We start from the raw sequence: 16,171 nt of genomic DNA, 5'->3' as shown, positions 1-16,171 counted from the left end.
CAAAATCTTTGTGGGGTTTCCATTTTTATGTTATTATAATATTTCCTAATTCAGTTACTATTTCATTGTTATTCGCATCAGTTAAGATGCTCCAGTTTTGCCACGCCTTAGCTTCAGTAAGCTTCATTTCCAAAACTGCTACAACCCTTTTAGCTTCAATATTTACATCACTCACGGCAAAGCCATCTTTCACAAAGAAGTCACGCAAAAAATCATTTTCTTTTGTGATGTAGCGTAGACCTTCTTTTGAGAATAGCTTATAAAGCCCTTTTAAAGCAGCTCTAAAAGCCTCATAACCGGGCTGTACAATCAAAGCTTTCATTGTTATTTCTCTTGCGCTATGCCGGGTTATTTTAAAGCCTTCATTTTGATAAGAATTGTATTCACCGTCTTTTGCTGCCGGCCTTCCGAAATGGCCTGTAAAATCCAGTATGATCAAACCTAAGTTTCTAAACATTACGCCATCAATGCCGTACCCATCGAAATTAATCGAACCTATATGCAAAGGCTGGTTATTAATGTAGATAGGGTTATCCAAATGATCTGTAACCGGATTGTACTCGAGTTTATTAGTTGGCAGTATTCCGGATAAATCACAAACAGGCTCACGAAATGTAATGGTGATTTTGCAATAGCCGGAACCAATATATTCGGCTTTTATTTCTGATTTAACGATAACCATCCATTTACCTAACCCTTCAGCTTCGAAAGGAACTAAGGAATTAAATCTACCTATATCATTGTAAAGCTTATAGCAGCTTACCAGCGCTTGCTTTTCGGTAGCAGCCGACACCATACCAACGAAAACAATATCACGGCCCGCAAAACGTATTTCTTCAGCAGAAACATACGGCTCTATTCCGTCATCATCACCCCAATCATGAAAGCATTTGCCCGTACGTACCGGGAAATCCCATGCACCCGAGATAGCCAGGTTACTTCCTTCAGCCTGAAGGGCGGTAATACCATAGGCTGTTTTTAGATTTTTACCATTTAAAAAGTAATTTTTCATAAAAACCCCCTATCGTATGCGGTAGAACCCGAACCTTTCATATTGCTGTTAATGGTTTGCAATTCAGAAACCGCGTTTTTAACTTGTGTAGCCGTTTCGCGCGTATTTATCTCAATCTGATATTGATATAGCGTTTGTTGTTTAATTGCCGCCAGGCTATCCTTTGCTACTACCACACCTTGTTTTGTAATATCATACATAGAGCGCTGTAAGCCCGCCAACTCCGAACCTGTTTCCTCCGTAATAGAATTAGTAATTTGGCCTGTTAATCCGGTATCTTCACCTAGCGAACCCAAATCAGAGCCAGCTACTTTTTTGAACTGTTCGTATTTAGTTTTAGCCTCATCAGTTAAAGAAGTGAAAAGCGTTTGCAATTCTTCAGTTTCATCTTTCGTCAGTTCGTCATTGCTTTCAGCCTTTTTAGCGAACTCATCATAAAACTTATTCATCAGATCAGACAGCACTTTATTTTTGAAAATAGATAAGGCTGCGCCATCCATCGTTTTCTTAAAAAAGTCGGCTAGATCCTGAGCGCCAGTTTTACCTGATTTGAACATATCTAAAATGCTATCAGTTAAACTGTCTCCGGTGGTACCCGTAAATATTACTTGCGTTTCCTTCGCCAGATCAGCAATCGCTTGCTGTGCATCAAAGCCCTTTTGCTCCAGTTCTTTTAACCGCTCTACTAATGCCTTCGCTTCACCGTCTAATTTGCCTTGTGAAAGCAATGCACTAAGCTGTTCGAAGTTCATGCCCTGAAGGCTGCTGTAGCTTTTTTCAACATTGGCTTTTCTAAACCAGGTACCGTGCGTATAGCTTTCGCTTTGAATAAAAGATTTCCCCTGAAGCTTTGCCATGATTTCCTCAGATTCCTTTGCATATTCAGCACCCTGCGATTTTCTTAATGCCAATTCATCCCGAATACCCTGTAAAGCAGTTTTGTTGTTACGAATGGTTTGCAACTGGCGTTCTTTGACTAAATCCTGATATTCACGCTCTCCAGCTATTGCATTGATGTAAAAATCGTCAACCTCTTTACGGGCGGCTGCATTCATTTCTTTAACCTTTTTCCCTATTGAAAAAAGGCCAGTTACAGCGCTGACAGCCTTAGTAACGCCACCAATTATATCACCACTGGCAAAGGCAGCAAATGAACCAGCAGCATCAGAACCAACGGCAGCCAACTTGGCTATGGTATCAAGTGTGTAACCAGTTTCCGTATTTACACCACCTACAGCTTCAGAAAGCTGCCCAAACGTTCCAGATACCGCGCCTAAATCCTTAGATACACCAGTTGCAACCGTTGCGGCATCGCCTTTTAGATATTTAAAGTTTTCTTCCAGGCCTTTAACAAAATTGGATTTAGCGCCGCCTTTCGGATTTGTTGCATCGTTAATTTTCTTTTGAATAGCCGTTATATCTTTGACTATCCGTTTTGTTTCATCTGGTGAAACTATTATTCCCCCGTTCTTTTCAGGGTTGAGCAAATCTTTTGTTAAAGCTAATTTGGCTTTAAGATCGTTCAGGTTAGATTGGTTTACACCTATCGACAACGTAACCTCCAGTTTACTTAACTGCTGTTCGATCTGTGATTTTACTTCGCCGTTTATTGATCCGTCTGCAAGCAGTGTTTTTAGTGCTTCACTTTGTTTTTTAGCATCACTTTGCGTGAGCTCCAATGTTTCCTGTGCAAGCTTTTTATAAATGGCAGTTTTCTTTAAGGCTTCGTCTTTTGCTGTATTTACAGCATTATCCCGCTGATCTGATAAATTCTTTTTTTGTTCTTCAGTAATGTCAGCGCCTAAAGCAATCGCGTTAGCCCTATATTCTTCGTTTATCCGTTCTACCTTTTGGTTGAATGTTAAAGCAGAATTGTAAGCATCCTGATAGCGTTTAGCCTCTATAGTTTGTAATCCTGCAATCTGTTCTTTGTCCTGCGCTAACCGTTCTTGTTCACCACCTGTTAACCCACCGCCAACCGTGGCCTTCAAGGCTAACTTTAGGTAATCCGCTTGCTTTTGCTTCAGCAGATCAGCGCTACTTTTAACTTCAGTTCCGAAACGCTTATCTGCCGCTTCTTTTCCATAAGCAGTTTTAAAATTTTCGTAATCTTCAAAAAGCTTTTTCTGCTTATCAAATTCTACAGCCTGCTTATCTGTTGACTGGCGATATTTTAAATCACTAATTGCATTTTTCTCTAGGTTGTTAAGAGAAATTAAACTAATAGCTGCTTTAGGATTGTTTTTGTTAAAGTCTAAAACAAGTTTGCTAATCTTAGTAAACTGATCCTTTAACGCGGCTATTTCTTCCGCATCTTTCGAAAAGCTTTTGCGCGAATATTCCGCATCAATATCGGCTAGTTTAGATAATAAAGATTTGCGCTCACTAATGCTCTGATCTTTTTTAACCTTATCAGGCTTATCAGCTTTATCTAACGTAAGGTTTGTCTTTTTTAGAAAAACCTGTAAACCATCGTAAGCTTTTTTATAATCTTCAAAGCCTTCTTTTTCGCTTTCAGCCAAAGCCTGTATGCCATATTGCTTATTGCGGTTTTTAGCTTGCGTATAAATATCACCTATATCGCCTATTTCTGACGGATTGTTTAAAACAGCGCTTAATGTTGTTGTTATGGCGTTTGATTTATCCGAAAAATTAGAGCCGTTTCTTTTTCTTTCTTCCAGTTCAACACGGGATTTTATAGCATTTGTAAGAACGGTTTGCGCATACGCCTCCTTTAAAATAGCCTCAACATAATTATCAGAATTTCTGACAACGCTATCTTTTACCCCTTTTAGTGTGGTCTCCTTACCAGCAGATTCCCCTAACGTTTCGTTATATTGGTCTATCACGGATTTTGAAGACCTATGACCTTTTTCAGCCTCTTCAATACCAGCCTTTAACTCATAAATACTTTTAATCGCATTGCTGTATTGAGAACTTTCCAATGCTGTATTTAAATCTTCCTGGCTCTGTCTTAACTTATCGTTGGCTTCTTGACCTGTAATTAAGCCAACAGCCCAATCGTATATCTTTTCTCTATTATCAATAATAGCCGTTGTGGCCAGCGACACCAAGTCAGTCCAGGTAAAGGTTTCGATGCCCAAAACATCTAGTATGCTAGTGCTTTTTTCCTGTGATTGGTTATTTTGCTCATTGGCATTCTTTAGCTTAATAATTTCATCTGCTACTTTCTGTATATTATTGCTTTCAGGAACAGCTGGCGCTATTGATGGTGCAGATTGTTTGTTTTTGAAAATCTGTTCAGCTTCACGGGCTTGTTTAGAATATTTATCTAGTATCTCCTGATTGGCGGCAGCCATTTTACTGACACTATCTGACAGTTTTTTTGCAGCACCATCAGCAGATTTGCCAATACTGCTGATACTGGTTTCTATACGCTTAGCTTCGGCTTCCGCTTCAGGCGTGTTAAAAACAAAATTAATACCTAATTCTAAATCGTTGTTCATTGGTTACATTCCTAAGATTTTAGCGAGTTCATCGCCTTCCAATACTTTTGGTTTTGGTTTTACTTTTTTCATGGCTGGAGCATCGGCCAGCATTCGGCGTAAGCTTTCCCACGTTACTTTTTGCATGATATATTTTTCAGTCCATCCGGTTTTTTCCGCTATCATGAAAATTATACCTGAAAGGCTATTTAGGCCAGTGGCCTTTAACTCCTCTTTTCCATCGGACTCAAATTCGGCTTCGTCATCCGCAGATGGCTGGTCAATCTGATAGTATTCAAAAAATCCGAAATGCCGCTGCTTACGATCACCCTGGATATATTGTAAAGTGTTTTCTCTTTTGCGTTTCTCCTTAAGTAACGAGCCAATAAGCGGCCAAATAGCCAGCCCATTAACGGGCTTCTTAATACGATTAATGCAACTATTCTGGAAACCAGCACCGCTGATTTTTCACGCAGCTTAATCGCTTCAGTTACGGTGTCAACCTCAACGCCCATTTGCTGAACTTTCAGATATATCCGGCCAGCCCTGACGGCTGTATCTAAAAAAGGATTTTGAAGCATCAGGATAACTGTTTTCTTACCGAATATTCGCAAAAACAGCGGCGCTCGTATTGGAAATGGAACGCCGCTGTCTAATAGCGTATCGGCTGCTTCGAGTTCGATAGCTATATCATTCATTACGCTACCGCTGGTTTACCGTAAGTAAAAGACGCTACACCTGCTTTAGTTGGTGCTAAAACTTTAAACTGAACACGAACAACGTTCACATCACCAGTACGGAACATCCCTACTAAATCAGCGTTAAGTTTTACGTGTGGGTAAAGCCATTCGTTACCTTGCGAATCAATGAACTTCAAAGTTTTGCGTACATCTGTTGGCTCGGTGGATTCGTGATAAAGCATATTTACACCAGTACCGGTAGTAGTGCCACCTGTTAAATCTGCAATAACTTCAGGGTCGAAAGTCAATAAATCAAACTGACCTTCTTTGACACCTTTTTTTGTAACGATAATTACAGGACTGGTATCGCCTTGTGCAAAAAATTCTGTATCGGTATTGGATGCAGGATTTACGTTGATTGTGTCCTCTCTAACTTTGCCCGGACTTGTTAGTACGGTGCCTGCACCGCCATCATTAGCAATAGCGCCGATAAGTACGCCGTTAACTTTTAAACCATGTGAATAAGTAGTTGCCATATTGTTTTTTTTTTGTTTTTTAAAAGCCTTTAAATGACATTAAAGGATTTTGATTAATTGATTGGATTATTTGCCAGAGCCTTTAGCTAATTTTGATTCAGCTTCTTTCTCTGCGATTTTTAATTTTAACTTTTCTATACCAGTAAGGTGATTTGGCTTTTTATCGTACAATTCGATATAACGCTTAACCAATTCGGCTTTTTCATCCGCTTCTGATAATTCAGACTTTGTCGCTACAGGAGCAATCGGGTTTTGACCTTCAGTATCACCATTTAAACCGGCAGCTACTTTGTTTGCTAAGGCTTTTGTAATGGTCTCTGATCTCAGGATTGAAGCCCTTGTTACTGGCGTTACAGCCTTATCAGATAAGCCAATCGCCCAGTTTGAAGCGTAGTGTTCTGCCTTAAACATATTACCATCACTGGTTAAATAAACCGCTTTTGTTTCGGTGTTTTTTTCGAAGAACTCTTTGACCCTCTCTAAATTTTCTGTTTTCATATAAACTTTTTGTAAGCCCAATAAACCAGTAAAATGATTGCCACTATAGATATTAAGGTTAGCCCCTTTGTCCATTGGGAAGATTCAACTGTTTCTTTGTTTTGTTGGTTAAAGCTCAATCCTGCGTTCTTTTTAGCCACTGTTATATTGCTATCTATCGCCGTCAATTCTGATCGTGCCACGGGCTTTGCTTTGGCCGCAAAATCAAAACCTTTGCCTCTTTTTTTGAAAGTCAGTTTTATTCCGGCACTCTCGAAAACAGCGCTATCGCTATCCAAACTATCAGGGTTGTAAGTGCCTTGAAGCACATCATCGTAAAAGCTGGTAACAAGCTTTGCTTTTGTGTAGTGCTGGCTTAGGCTGTCTATAACAACATTATTTAATATTTGGGTATTCAAGCTTTTTTCCCGAACCCTGCAACTGGATAGCATCAATAATCCGAGAACAAGAAAGACTAATAATTTCCAGCATTTAACCTGTATATTTTTCATAGTCTTACACTTCAAATGGATAGATATATCCAACAACATTTAAACCATCGGCCTTAAAGTCGCGGGTAATTGTCCTTAATTTAATCGCCACCGTATCGCCTTCACGACTGCCAGCAGAATTGGTATTACCTTCTACCGTTTGCATGGTATTGGTGGCATAAGCTGAATTAACTATAATGCCATGATGACCACGCGAAGTATCACCCATCCTAAATACAACGATAGCGCCGTTTTTGGGCGTTGTTCCTGTTGCAAACGTTCCATTGGCTTTCACGCGGTTAAAGGTGTCAACAGCGCCGCCAGTGAAGCAATTTTTAATCACAGCAACGAAAGCTTTGTTATCGGAATATGCTTGCAGGTAAGCGTTTTTAGTGAAGAATGCACACCATGCAGCACCAACATACCAGCCAACCACAATCATTAACTTTTCAAACGCCGCATTCCAAAAACCTTTGTTGCCTGTTTTTTCTTTTATGCCAACGTAGCTTTTAGCTACTGTGATTATTTTTTCTGCTCTGTTCATGATATTAGATTGTTGAATTTTTGTTGAATTTTTGCGATCCAGTGCGTTTTATCCTTACCGCTGATCACGGCTAGGTTTTCAAGGATACTTACTACGTTTTCAAGAATGATTTGGGCGAGTAAGAATAAATGCAGCCAATCGAACATAAAAGCAGCCGCCGCTTTTCCATGCAATTTGAAGCTTTCAGCCATCACGTAAGGCAATGAGATTAGCACCAGGTAATAAAATACCTTAAATGAAAATCGACTTAGCTTCATGCTGCTTATTGCTTCCTTACAAATACTGGCAGCAATAAGGCCGCTAGTCAACTCAGCAATAAAAACTAAGATTAAGACAGCGAACGCATAAGCATCTAACCCGAAAACCCTATCTACGAATGGGAATATTGACAGGCTAAAACCAGCACTTATCACCGTCCACCCGTATTTTGACGATGGCAATAAACTTTGTCCAAATTCTGCCCAGCTATGATAATCGAAAGTAGCAAGCATCTTATTTAAAAACTTCATTGGATTTTTTACTTAAAGCTAAAATTGTAGTTTCCGCGTCATTGGAAAATGCTGGGATGTGCATCCAAAGCATTAATGGATTTTTACCGTATTGCGTTAAATCAATCCCATCAGTTAATACACGAAAGCCGTAGCGGTTAACATTTTCACTGGTAAGAATAATACGCTTGCTTGCTCTTTTCATTTGCCGCTTTTTCCTTTTGTTGGCACAAACATACTCCTTCAAAAACAGCCAAAAAAATCGGTTTGCAGTATCACAGCAGCATGTTTACGTTATTCCGGCAATAGGTGCCGTGATAGCGCAACCCAGTTTTTTTAGTCTATATATAGCATGCATTTTTGAAGTGTTATGGCAAAAAAACGACTTACAAAAGAGGAACCGGAACGGCTTAAGGAGCATGCCAAAGTCCTGTACCTGCATGAAAACATTATCAACCCAAAAGCCCTGGCTGAACGCGTTGGAACTAGCGGCAACACGATCAAATCAATTTTAGAAAACAATACCCGTTTAATTGCTGATTACAAAATACAGAAAAGTTATGGCAGCTGGAGTGAAGGCGAATTTATCATCCTTAAAGGTGTAGCCTTTAGAGTCATCGGCGCGGGGCAAAGCCCCAGAGGTAGCCGTAATGACGAGGTAAGACCTGACGGGATTATTGTTGATGATTTTGACACGGATGAAGATTGCCGAAACCCTGACACCATCACACAAAAACATGACTGGTTTGAAAAGGCTTTAATTCCAACACGATCAATTTCTTACCCTTACCAGTAATATTCAAACCATTAACGCAAGCCGTAAAGGCAGCAGAAGAATTTAACAACATGGATTTTATAACCAAACAAGATTTTTTAACGCACATGTACGAAGGTAGTATAGATGCGATCAGCGACAACGATGATGAAATATTAAACGATGCCATTGCCACCGCAATGGCTGAAGCTTCAGGCTACCTAAGCCGCTTCAACACAGATATAATTTTCGTTAGTGAGGATAAAATTAAGTATGCCAACCTTCGCGCGTACATTAAAGATATGTCCAAATGGCATTTTATCAATATCTGTAATGTCAACGTTGATATGGAGATAGCCGAAAAACGCTATAAAGCTGCTCTAGCTGAATTAGGCAAAATACAAAGCGGTAGAACCGTTCCGAAAGCATGGCCGTTAGCCGACGAAGATTTACTGGAGTTGTATTCAGTGTAACCAGCAGAACCAAAAGAGGTAATTACTTTAAACACTTAACCAAATGAGCAACAAAAAAATAAGAACAAAAGAAACATTAAGTCTGGCGATGAGTACTGATGGCATAAACATTCGTGAAGGCATCTACGCTATTCTAAAACGCGGCACTACCAGTGATTGGACTGAATTTATTGAAATTTTCGGCCTTGGTATCATTCATGCCACCTAGGATGGTTTTGATGAAAACCAGCGCCTAAAACTGGCTAAGACATTTCAGGAAATGGGCGGGGCCGGTGTGATCATTCGCTATGATGGAACAAAATTACAAATCCATCAAAATACGGGTAATGCAAGCGGCCAGCTACAGGATAGTTTTTTACCAGCAAAATGGATGGTTACATCAGTAAGGCTTTATTAGGCAGCAGCAAAAGCAGTGGCTATGCACAAGCGCAAATACACCAGAACTCTGATCACAGAAAACATGAAACAGATTAAATTTTGTAAGAAGAAATTTAAACAGCCGCTTTATAACTGTTTTAAAGGCCGCGGACTTTGACACCAAAGGCGGTACGTTCATCTTAAAAAGCAGAACCGGATTAAGCTTAAAGGATGAATTTGATTTGCATTTCAAAATGGCAAAAGAATTGAAAATTCCGTTTGATGATGATTTCTTTTATGAGAAATACGGGATGCCACGCCAAAAAAATTACAAACAGTTAAAAAAAGCCATTTGGGATAGCGCAAACGCGCTTTTTGAAGATAAAGAGGAAGAAGAAAAAGCCGATACCCCTACACCTTCAAAAGGAAAGAAAGCCAAAACCCCATAAAACAACAAGGAAGAAATAAGCATTAGCCCTACCTTTTGGAAAAGGATGTTAGCATTAATAGAAACAAGGGATAAAATCACTTAAAAACAAGTTAAATGAAAAAGATATATTTAAAAACATTGGAGCGTTTCAAGGAAATGCCATCAATAAAATTTGTAGATAAAGATAGGGCGCAAATAGACACCGGCGAAAGCCCCGCCGTCCAGTTTCCATGCGCATTGATTTCTATATCACTACCAAAGCGCAAAAACCTTACAGAAACTTTACAGCTATGCGAATGCAATATTACCATTCGTATAGCACAAGAACGCTTTGCTGATAGCAGCAGTTTAAGCGATACACAGCACCTTAATTTAGCGCTGCAATACTATGACACCATTGAAGAAGTAGAGGCGTTATTTCAAGGCTTTGGAGATAGCGAAATGAACCGTTGGGAATGCATTAGCAGCATTGAAGAACAACGTGCTGATTTAGATGTAATGGTGTTTGTGTTTAAAACAGGGTTTACCAAACAGATTGATTAATTAAAATTAAAAAGCCCCGAATGTTCGGGGCTTTTGTTTTTATCTAATTCCAGTTAAAGTGTGGGTAGCGTTGCTTTAATTGCTTACGGCTCGGTGCGTTTAGGGCTATATCTTTTAGCAGTTCATTATTTTCGGTCAATCTATCAGCAATCGTACGGCCACTTATAAAAAATTCCCTTTCCATATCTAAGATCGCATCATCAAATCTTTTACGCTCCAGATGGTAATAATAGTAAAAACGGTAACTCATACATGTATCCCGATCTAATGCATATACGTTTCTTTTACCCTTGTTTTTGGCTTCGGGTGCAGGCGGAAAAATTGAGGTCAGTGTTTGTGAGCCGCGTATCATTAATTGTGCTTAGTTGCACAAAAATAACATCTAGTTATTCGTTTTGCAAAATGGATTTTGAACATAAAAAAAGCACCAATTTGGGGCTTAAATTAAAAATCATTTTCGGGCTTTTTGTTGATCCGGTAGGCTATATCTTTTATTAATGATACTGCCATTTGCCTGGCTGCTTTATTCTGTTCAGGATCGAAATTCTTATTAGCAACTCTCAACTGACTTTTTGAAAGACTTAAACCCGGAATAGACTTATCATACCCTAAAGCTGAAAGAACTACCTTAAACTTGTTATCCTTATTATACACCCTACATTTGAAATACAAATTAGTAATGTCAGATTCAATTACGCCATTAAAAGAGACTTCGCCTAAATCAGCATCTTTCATTTCGATCACCGAACTGGAATCTTCAAAAGACGTAGTTAGGTAATTGAGCGTATTACTATATGACTGCTGTTTTGTCAAACTCGAAACAACAACTGTATCTAAAGTATGTGCTGGCTGATCTGTGTAAGCACTTTTAACACTATCATCTGACTTAAAAGTTTGCGAGAAACTTATAAAAGGAATTGAAATCAAAAAACAAAGTAAGCTTTTTCATTCCGTGAAGATATTAAATTGCGCTCAAATGCTTTGCATACATTTTTTCAAATTGAGTAACCAATGCAGGTAGTTCAATTTCATTGTAGTCATTAAACGGCTTATGCACTGGTACACCATACTTCATGCACCAGGCATTCACCTTAGCCATATTTATTTTACTACCAGGCAACTTCCAGCCTTGTTCGTGTGCCATGCTCAATATCTTACGCTGCATCCTTTCTTTTGCCGTTGGCTCTTTGCCTTCATCACTTAAATGCTTAATCAGCAGCCACGCTTCATGGCCGTACATCTCTCTAACACTTGTAGTACGGCCATCGCTAAATGATTTGGCTAATTCAGGGCTAAACTCAATTAAACCCTGTTGATTCATTAATATTTTAATCTTGATTAATTGGGGTGTCGTTATCTTTTCCATCGTCCATTTTGTAATGAGTTACCTCTTTTGCTTTAAACATCTTAGCTATCAGTCCTGCTGATTTTGGCCTTCTGATTTGTTATAATATGTATTTTACTTTTCTCTATGCCATTCAACGTTAAAATATTCTTTCTTTAGATAGTTTTCGGGATGTGCTTTACCAATCCCCGTGCGCTGTAGATAACTATCGTAAGGCTTTATATTCATTATCGCCGCCATCCTTTCAGCATCAGGCATTTTCTTCCACATTGGCTCTGTACGCTTTCGGTTTATCTTCTTATCGTACTTATCCCAGAAGGTTTCAAAACTTAAATCTGCTGGCACTTCTTTTAAATCACCTTCAATAAGCTTGCTAATTTCCTTTAGACTTCCATCGCCTAAAGGCAATTTTCTAAGTAACCATTCTTTTTGAATGGGTGTCATTTCCGTTTCATTTAGAAAATAAACAAGGAAACCGCCACTATCATAGCCAAAAGTTACACTTCCTGTAAACTTAGGACTGGTTAAAATGTACTTTAACATACCACTAAAGGGTTTTTTGATACTTTTAGCCCATCAACTTTAACGGGCTGTTTGGCTTTTATCCCTATACTTTCAATAGGGGGTATTGGCGAATTACCCCTATCTTTAGGAGTGGGTACAGCTTCAGCGCCCTCCGCTAATGGCAGGGCTGTTTGGCCTTTTAGCCTCATAGTAAAGAATGCAGGATTCCGTTCCCTAGCCTTTTGTTCGTAAACGATATACGGCTCAAATCCCCCGTATCTATTCTTTTCAGCTTCAGCAATGAAATCTTTTACGCGGATACCCATGCCACCATCAAACAAAACATCACGGCTAACAGACTTTTTAAGATTGCCAGACTTATCTGCGTGTGCAATGAATATGAAAGTCTTTTTACCATCAAAGCGTTCCTTCAAAAGCTTGTAATCATCAAATGTGAAGCCTGTATAATCCAGGCTATCAATAAAGATATATTCAGGGCTTGCTTTCTTTGATAGGTAGTTGTATAAATCCTCTAATAAGCTTACGCCCTTTTCAATGTTCGCCAGCGGATCAATAGGGATAAAGTTGCCGCTTTGTTCTTCCATATTGTTACGGCGTGTAGCGGTCTGCAAATCGAAGCCGTGGCGTTGTTCATAACTTAACCAGGCCACCCGCCCATGTTTAGCAAGTTCTTTAGCCAGCTGTACACAGAACTCTGTTTTTCCGTTGCCGCTATACCCGTAAATAACGCATGTAAAGTGGCGGGTAACATTACCCAAAACCCCTGCAAACTTGCTGCCTTTTAAATCTAAAAGGCTAAATGTTTTCTGATGAAATTGTTTTATTCCTAATGGTTTCATATTTTAAATCGAAATTTATCGGCTAATTACCCGATATATTAAATTATCGGATAATTAGCCGATATGGCGCAAAAACACCACGGCTGTATTACTTTTCATTGCTTCAGGGAACTTACTCCCATGTTTGTGAGCGGTGACGTTGTACATTGCAAAAGCACTTTGTTTCATTTCGCCTTCTATCCGTTCAAAAACCTTTTTAGTTTTATCACTGGCTTTATAGAAAGTATCGCCAATTGCTAAAGCGCCCGCTATAGTTAACTCATTCCTTTTCATTTCATTATCAGCTTATCTTTTATAGATAGATGCACACTGTCTTAGCGCATTTATAATCACAAGGGGTAATTACTTCTTTCTTGCAGCCAACCACAATCTTAATTTGACTCGAAATAATTTTGCCATGTCCTTAAAGTTTAGCAAAGTCCAAAACGATAGATAACCAGGCATCATCAACGCTATTACGGTAGTAGAATTGAGCGTAATATTTAGTATGTGCCGGCACAATGCTTTCTAAATAAAGATCAATTCCCTTATGCCAATTTGCATTAGGAAAGTCATCTTTCATTCCAGCCAAAAGCAATACATTGTCTTTATCTACTTTACCCTTTTTACGCTCCAGCAACTTTTTAATTAATTTGTTGCGCGGATCAGATTCGCTGTCATCGCCAAATTCATCTGTTAAAAACTCCAGAATGTATTTTTCCGCTTGCGTAGCACGTTCATCGAACATCGTTGCATCGTGCCTTTTAAATTGAACCTTCATTGTGCTTTCACTATTTTCAATGGTAAAAGTACCTTTGCCTTTCTCATGGCGTGAACTATGCTCCTGAAGCAGCTTATACATTGCTTCAAGGTCATTGTAAGCATTGGTTTTAAAACCCTTTAAAACCCCATTAAAATGCATCGCACCACCTACCAATTCATTTACAGTACTATCCCTAAGCACTTCGTAATCTTTACGTTTTTGAATACGTTGGTTTTGTTCTTCGCTTTCTCTGTCAGCCAATAGGGCTTTTAATTCTGCTGCGGATAATTCGTTTGCTGGTTTACTTAATGTTGCTGTGTTCATATTCTTCTGTTTTAACTGTTCTTTTAATTCTGTTATCTTATCGTGACGGGCGATCCAGTCTGTATACGGGTGATTCCGTAACGATGCCTCTGTTTGGGCTATTTTTTGCTTTAATCCTGCCATAAATTTTATCTATTTCGTTAAATATCTTTCTTAACTGGTGCGCTTCGTAGTGATAGTTTACTTCATCTAGATAAGTATTTTTGCAAAAAATATGGATGCATTTCGCTTCAATTGCATTAAGGGAAAAAGCCCAGCTATTTTTATTGCAGTATATTTGCAGCGATTTAGCCTGTAGCCTGATAAAAATCTTATTTACAATTTCTTCAAAAACTTCCTCTTCAATCGTTTCAGCCGGAAAGCTATCCAGCATCATGCCCAGCATTTTTACCACGGCTTCCAATTGGTCTTTATTTGCTTTAAATCGCATCTTCTAATTCAGTTATTTTGGCCACACAAGCCAAATAGTTCTTTTTAAAATATTTATCGTTTCCCAGCAGCTTATCTGCATTTTTCAAAGCTTTCCCTGTACCCGTTCTATTGCGGGTAAATAGTTCCGCTATCCTGTCCGCACTCCAGCCTTCTTCATGCAATAAAAGGGTTAAAAGATAGCGAGGCTTAAGTACTTCGTCCTTACGGGTAGCCTTCATTTGCGCCAATGTAAAACCCGTTTGTTTCTCTACAATAGCAATGATATCCCCGCCTTTCATACCCGTACTGATTCTTTATTTAGATCGCCAATCATGTATGCATAGCTTTGCTCCATGATGATTTTATGAGGCCAGAACGTAAAGCCATCCACCGCATTCAAATCGTTGTATTTGCGGCGTAACCAATCTAAAGGCCAGTTACTCGCGTCGGCTATAAATTCGACATCCCGTGCGTTCCAATGGTTAACCCACCACCTCCAGAAAAACGGGGCTTTAGCCAGGTTGTTTACACTCCACAAATCGCAACAAACCACTTCGCTTAAATATTCAAGCCCTTTATTTTCCTGGTATTGTGTATAGTCACCTAGTGACCAGCCCAAGAGCTGGCAAACTCTCTGTTTGTTAGCTTCAGTTATAAATTTTTGTGCGTTCATGATTTAATTGTTTTGCGTTCTGCGTTTATGGCACTTAATATTTTAAATCCTATTCTTTTGGTTGCACATGGCGTACATAAGTGTTCTTCTTTGTTGATGACAAATCCAACTTTACTATTCCACCTTTCACCATGCATGTGGTTTGTTCTACAGCCATATTCGGTACATTCTAACGTATTCATTATGCAGCCTCCTTTCTTAAATAAGCTTTAACAAGGCGTTTTATACGGCGTATATCGCCCTCGCTTTGGTTAGTGATCCTGATTATTTCGCCTTCTTCTTTCACGCCGTTAGCCTTAATTATTTCGGCTAAATCTCTATCAGTATTATTCGGCAACTCAACGAAGTTTCTACCGAAACGGCTATAAATTTCCTTGTACCCTTTGCGGTTAGCGCTAACACCTCTGGTGATTCTTTTTTTGAAGAAATCTGTAGCCTGGAGAACGATACCACATTTATCTTCAGTAGTATTGTAAATGCTGATAAAGAAGTATAATACCTGATCGTTAAGCTTATCAACTTCATCCAGGATGATTAGCGGTTTTTCTGCTTTTAGAATAGAGTTTAAAACCTCATTCATTAATTCATGGATAGTGTATCCGCTACCGTCTTTACCCATCGCGGTAAGCAATTCAACTAAGAAAGTTTTACGGCTAAAATGCTCTTTACATACCACTCGGTAAACGTTTGGGTATTCAGTAAATAGCGTAGCAGGTTGAGATTTACCGCTTCCAGCAGGCGCTACCACACAAAATACTTCACTAAAGTCTTTGGCATCAGAATAAAGCTGGTGCAACTGCTTTACCCTGCGAACATTGGAAACAACCTGCCACCCATCTAAGGAAACTGTTATTTGCTTTTGGATAGATATCCACATTGATTCGCCAATATTATCCCATTTTTCCGCCAGAATATTGCTGATCGTAGCGTTTGAAACATTGGTAAGCCTTTTGCTGGCTGCATTCTGGCTACCGATTTTAGCCACGTAATTGGCTAATTCATTTTTAATTTGTTCTTTTGTTACCGTATTCATAATACACATTGTTAAAAGTTTAGCTGCCACGCCCACCGTGGCGGCTTT

General features: G+C 39.1%; 27 protein-coding genes. 5 read left to right on the top strand and 22 right to left on the bottom strand.

Annotation, left to right across the window (positions count from 1 at the left end; all coding sequences use genetic code 11):
* Positions 1 to 25 precede the first annotated feature (25 nt).
* The 10 genes from KYH19_RS00360 to KYH19_RS00315 form a co-directional block, all read right to left on the bottom strand.
* Entirely contained in the window at positions 26 to 1,012 is a 987-nt protein-coding gene (locus tag KYH19_RS00360; protein WP_219077125.1) for a hypothetical protein, read from the bottom strand.
* Complete coding sequence (locus KYH19_RS00355; RefSeq protein WP_219077124.1) at positions 1,009 to 4,479, bottom strand: hypothetical protein; 3,471 nt, start codon at positions 4,477 to 4,479, stop codon at positions 1,009 to 1,011. Before KYH19_RS00355 ends, KYH19_RS00360 begins: the two co-directional genes overlap by 4 nt.
* Before the next feature lie 3 nt (positions 4,480 to 4,482).
* Positions 4,483 to 4,644, bottom strand: coding sequence for a hypothetical protein (locus KYH19_RS00350; protein ID WP_219077123.1), 162 nt, complete (start codon positions 4,642 to 4,644; stop codon positions 4,483 to 4,485).
* A 38-nt stretch (positions 4,645 to 4,682) separates the two neighbouring features.
* Positions 4,683 to 5,156: a hypothetical protein gene (locus KYH19_RS00345; protein WP_219077122.1), complete on the bottom strand. Its 474-nt coding sequence runs from the start codon at positions 5,154 to 5,156 to the stop codon at positions 4,683 to 4,685.
* On the bottom strand, positions 5,156 to 5,674 hold the full coding sequence (locus KYH19_RS00340; protein WP_219077121.1) for a hypothetical protein: 519 nt from the start codon (positions 5,672 to 5,674) through the stop codon (positions 5,156 to 5,158). Before KYH19_RS00340 ends, KYH19_RS00345 begins: the two co-directional genes overlap by 1 nt.
* 66 nt (positions 5,675 to 5,740) lie before the next feature.
* Positions 5,741 to 6,172 (bottom strand): hypothetical protein, encoded by a 432-nt coding sequence (locus KYH19_RS00335; protein ID WP_219077120.1) that lies wholly within the window; start codon positions 6,170 to 6,172, stop codon positions 5,741 to 5,743.
* Positions 6,169 to 6,570, bottom strand: coding sequence for a hypothetical protein (locus tag KYH19_RS00330; protein ID WP_219077119.1), 402 nt, complete (start codon positions 6,568 to 6,570; stop codon positions 6,169 to 6,171). Before KYH19_RS00330 ends, KYH19_RS00335 begins: the two co-directional genes overlap by 4 nt.
* A gap of 97 nt (positions 6,571 to 6,667) precedes the next feature.
* The gene (locus tag KYH19_RS00325) at positions 6,668 to 7,186 is read right to left on the bottom strand and encodes a CHAP domain-containing protein (RefSeq protein ID WP_219077118.1); all 519 of its coding nucleotides are present in this window, start codon (positions 7,184 to 7,186) and stop codon (positions 6,668 to 6,670) included.
* Positions 7,183 to 7,695, bottom strand: coding sequence for a phage holin family protein (locus KYH19_RS00320; protein WP_219077117.1), 513 nt, complete (start codon positions 7,693 to 7,695; stop codon positions 7,183 to 7,185). Before KYH19_RS00320 ends, KYH19_RS00325 begins: the two co-directional genes overlap by 4 nt.
* Positions 7,679 to 7,879, bottom strand: a complete 201-nt coding sequence (locus KYH19_RS00315; protein WP_219077116.1) for a hypothetical protein — start codon at positions 7,877 to 7,879, stop codon at positions 7,679 to 7,681. The genes KYH19_RS00320 and KYH19_RS00315 overlap by 17 nt, the downstream gene beginning before the upstream one ends.
* 165 nt (positions 7,880 to 8,044) lie before the next feature.
* Between KYH19_RS00315 and KYH19_RS00310 the strand changes: the two genes are divergently transcribed.
* The 5 genes from KYH19_RS00310 (at position 8,045) to KYH19_RS00290 (ending at position 10,231) form a co-directional block, all read left to right on the top strand.
* Entirely contained in the window at positions 8,045 to 8,470 is a 426-nt protein-coding gene (locus tag KYH19_RS00310) for a hypothetical protein (RefSeq protein ID WP_219077115.1), read from the top strand.
* 50 nt (positions 8,471 to 8,520) lie between these two features.
* A complete protein-coding gene (locus KYH19_RS00305) occupies positions 8,521 to 8,901 on the top strand; it encodes a DUF1320 domain-containing protein (protein WP_219077114.1) in 381 nt (126 codons plus the stop codon).
* A 43-nt stretch (positions 8,902 to 8,944) separates the two neighbouring features.
* Entirely contained in the window at positions 8,945 to 9,109 is a 165-nt protein-coding gene (locus KYH19_RS00300) for a hypothetical protein (protein WP_219077113.1), read from the top strand.
* Positions 9,110 to 9,512: 403 nt separating this feature from the next.
* A complete protein-coding gene (locus KYH19_RS00295) occupies positions 9,513 to 9,707 on the top strand; it encodes a hypothetical protein (RefSeq protein WP_219077112.1) in 195 nt (64 codons plus the stop codon).
* Between the two features lie 95 nt (positions 9,708 to 9,802).
* Positions 9,803 to 10,231: a hypothetical protein gene (locus KYH19_RS00290; RefSeq protein ID WP_219077111.1), complete on the top strand. Its 429-nt coding sequence runs from the start codon at positions 9,803 to 9,805 to the stop codon at positions 10,229 to 10,231.
* Between the two features lie 43 nt (positions 10,232 to 10,274).
* Here KYH19_RS00290 and KYH19_RS00285 read toward each other — a convergent pair whose 3' ends face one another.
* The 12 genes from KYH19_RS00285 to KYH19_RS00230 form a co-directional block, all read right to left on the bottom strand.
* On the bottom strand, positions 10,275 to 10,583 hold the full coding sequence (locus tag KYH19_RS00285) for a hypothetical protein (RefSeq protein WP_219077110.1): 309 nt from the start codon (positions 10,581 to 10,583) through the stop codon (positions 10,275 to 10,277).
* Positions 10,584 to 10,675: 92 nt separating this feature from the next.
* Positions 10,676 to 11,158: a DUF4468 domain-containing protein gene (locus KYH19_RS00280; protein WP_219077109.1), complete on the bottom strand. Its 483-nt coding sequence runs from the start codon at positions 11,156 to 11,158 to the stop codon at positions 10,676 to 10,678.
* 34 nt (positions 11,159 to 11,192) lie between these two features.
* Positions 11,193 to 11,597: a hypothetical protein gene (locus KYH19_RS00275; protein ID WP_219077108.1), complete on the bottom strand. Its 405-nt coding sequence runs from the start codon at positions 11,595 to 11,597 to the stop codon at positions 11,193 to 11,195.
* Positions 11,598 to 11,690: 93 nt separating this feature from the next.
* Positions 11,691 to 12,119, bottom strand: coding sequence for a hypothetical protein (locus KYH19_RS00270; protein WP_219077107.1), 429 nt, complete (start codon positions 12,117 to 12,119; stop codon positions 11,691 to 11,693).
* A complete protein-coding gene (locus KYH19_RS00265) occupies positions 12,113 to 12,940 on the bottom strand; it encodes a hypothetical protein (RefSeq protein ID WP_219077106.1) in 828 nt (275 codons plus the stop codon). Before KYH19_RS00265 ends, KYH19_RS00270 begins: the two co-directional genes overlap by 7 nt.
* Before the next feature lie 54 nt (positions 12,941 to 12,994).
* On the bottom strand, positions 12,995 to 13,213 hold the full coding sequence (locus KYH19_RS00260) for a hypothetical protein (RefSeq protein ID WP_219077105.1): 219 nt from the start codon (positions 13,211 to 13,213) through the stop codon (positions 12,995 to 12,997).
* A 130-nt stretch (positions 13,214 to 13,343) separates the two neighbouring features.
* On the bottom strand, positions 13,344 to 14,006 hold the full coding sequence (locus KYH19_RS00255) for a DUF3164 family protein (protein ID WP_219077104.1): 663 nt from the start codon (positions 14,004 to 14,006) through the stop codon (positions 13,344 to 13,346).
* 37 nt (positions 14,007 to 14,043) lie between these two features.
* Positions 14,044 to 14,436 (bottom strand): hypothetical protein, encoded by a 393-nt coding sequence (locus tag KYH19_RS00250; protein ID WP_219077103.1) that lies wholly within the window; start codon positions 14,434 to 14,436, stop codon positions 14,044 to 14,046.
* On the bottom strand, positions 14,426 to 14,716 hold the full coding sequence (locus KYH19_RS00245; RefSeq protein WP_219077102.1) for a hypothetical protein: 291 nt from the start codon (positions 14,714 to 14,716) through the stop codon (positions 14,426 to 14,428). Before KYH19_RS00245 ends, KYH19_RS00250 begins: the two co-directional genes overlap by 11 nt.
* The gene (locus KYH19_RS00240) at positions 14,713 to 15,090 is read right to left on the bottom strand and encodes a hypothetical protein (protein WP_219077101.1); all 378 of its coding nucleotides are present in this window, start codon (positions 15,088 to 15,090) and stop codon (positions 14,713 to 14,715) included. Before KYH19_RS00240 ends, KYH19_RS00245 begins: the two co-directional genes overlap by 4 nt.
* On the bottom strand, positions 15,087 to 15,272 hold the full coding sequence (locus KYH19_RS00235; protein WP_219077100.1) for a hypothetical protein: 186 nt from the start codon (positions 15,270 to 15,272) through the stop codon (positions 15,087 to 15,089). The genes KYH19_RS00240 and KYH19_RS00235 overlap by 4 nt, the downstream gene beginning before the upstream one ends.
* Positions 15,272 to 16,123: an AAA family ATPase gene (locus KYH19_RS00230; RefSeq protein ID WP_219077099.1), complete on the bottom strand. Its 852-nt coding sequence runs from the start codon at positions 16,121 to 16,123 to the stop codon at positions 15,272 to 15,274. The genes KYH19_RS00235 and KYH19_RS00230 overlap by 1 nt, the downstream gene beginning before the upstream one ends.
* Between the last annotated feature and the right edge of the window lie 48 nt (positions 16,124 to 16,171).

Origin of the sequence: Pedobacter sp. D749, assembly GCF_019317285.1 — a bacterium.
Classification (GTDB): domain Bacteria; phylum Bacteroidota; class Bacteroidia; order Sphingobacteriales; family Sphingobacteriaceae; genus Pedobacter.
Note: the sequence above shows the minus strand (reverse complement) of the source record. Positions and strands in the feature narration are given on the sequence as shown.

Coding starts and splice junctions, on each gene's coding strand:
- KYH19_RS00360 (WP_219077125.1), bottom strand. CDS start 1,012: ATGAAAAATTACTTTTTAAATGGTAAAAATCTAAAAACAGCCTATGGT.
- KYH19_RS00355 (WP_219077124.1), bottom strand. CDS start 4,479: ATGAACAACGATTTAGAATTAGGTATTAATTTTGTTTTTAACACGCCT.
- KYH19_RS00350 (WP_219077123.1), bottom strand. CDS start 4,644: ATGATAGCGGAAAAAACCGGATGGACTGAAAAATATATCATGCAAAAA.
- KYH19_RS00345 (WP_219077122.1), bottom strand. CDS start 5,156: ATGAATGATATAGCTATCGAACTCGAAGCAGCCGATACGCTATTAGAC.
- KYH19_RS00340 (WP_219077121.1), bottom strand. CDS start 5,674: ATGGCAACTACTTATTCACATGGTTTAAAAGTTAACGGCGTACTTATC.
- KYH19_RS00335 (WP_219077120.1), bottom strand. CDS start 6,172: ATGAAAACAGAAAATTTAGAGAGGGTCAAAGAGTTCTTCGAAAAAAAC.
- KYH19_RS00325 (WP_219077118.1), bottom strand. CDS start 7,186: ATGAACAGAGCAGAAAAAATAATCACAGTAGCTAAAAGCTACGTTGGC.
- KYH19_RS00320 (WP_219077117.1), bottom strand. CDS start 7,695: ATGAAGTTTTTAAATAAGATGCTTGCTACTTTCGATTATCATAGCTGG.
- KYH19_RS00315 (WP_219077116.1), bottom strand. CDS start 7,879: ATGAAAAGAGCAAGCAAGCGTATTATTCTTACCAGTGAAAATGTTAAC.
- KYH19_RS00310 (WP_219077115.1), top strand. CDS start 8,045: ATGGCAAAAAAACGACTTACAAAAGAGGAACCGGAACGGCTTAAGGAG.
- KYH19_RS00305 (WP_219077114.1), top strand. CDS start 8,521: ATGGATTTTATAACCAAACAAGATTTTTTAACGCACATGTACGAAGGT.
- KYH19_RS00300 (WP_219077113.1), top strand. CDS start 8,945: ATGAGCAACAAAAAAATAAGAACAAAAGAAACATTAAGTCTGGCGATG.
- KYH19_RS00295 (WP_219077112.1), top strand. CDS start 9,513: ATGGCAAAAGAATTGAAAATTCCGTTTGATGATGATTTCTTTTATGAG.
- KYH19_RS00290 (WP_219077111.1), top strand. CDS start 9,803: ATGAAAAAGATATATTTAAAAACATTGGAGCGTTTCAAGGAAATGCCA.
- KYH19_RS00285 (WP_219077110.1), bottom strand. CDS start 10,583: ATGATACGCGGCTCACAAACACTGACCTCAATTTTTCCGCCTGCACCC.
- KYH19_RS00275 (WP_219077108.1), bottom strand. CDS start 11,597: ATGGAAAAGATAACGACACCCCAATTAATCAAGATTAAAATATTAATG.
- KYH19_RS00270 (WP_219077107.1), bottom strand. CDS start 12,119: ATGTTAAAGTACATTTTAACCAGTCCTAAGTTTACAGGAAGTGTAACT.
- KYH19_RS00265 (WP_219077106.1), bottom strand. CDS start 12,940: ATGAAACCATTAGGAATAAAACAATTTCATCAGAAAACATTTAGCCTT.
- KYH19_RS00260 (WP_219077105.1), bottom strand. CDS start 13,213: ATGAAAAGGAATGAGTTAACTATAGCGGGCGCTTTAGCAATTGGCGAT.
- KYH19_RS00255 (WP_219077104.1), bottom strand. CDS start 14,006: ATGAACACAGCAACATTAAGTAAACCAGCAAACGAATTATCCGCAGCA.
- KYH19_RS00250 (WP_219077103.1), bottom strand. CDS start 14,436: ATGCGATTTAAAGCAAATAAAGACCAATTGGAAGCCGTGGTAAAAATG.
- KYH19_RS00245 (WP_219077102.1), bottom strand. CDS start 14,716: ATGAAAGGCGGGGATATCATTGCTATTGTAGAGAAACAAACGGGTTTT.
- KYH19_RS00240 (WP_219077101.1), bottom strand. CDS start 15,090: ATGAACGCACAAAAATTTATAACTGAAGCTAACAAACAGAGAGTTTGC.
- KYH19_RS00235 (WP_219077100.1), bottom strand. CDS start 15,272: ATGAATACGTTAGAATGTACCGAATATGGCTGTAGAACAAACCACATG.
- KYH19_RS00230 (WP_219077099.1), bottom strand. CDS start 16,123: ATGAATACGGTAACAAAAGAACAAATTAAAAATGAATTAGCCAATTAC.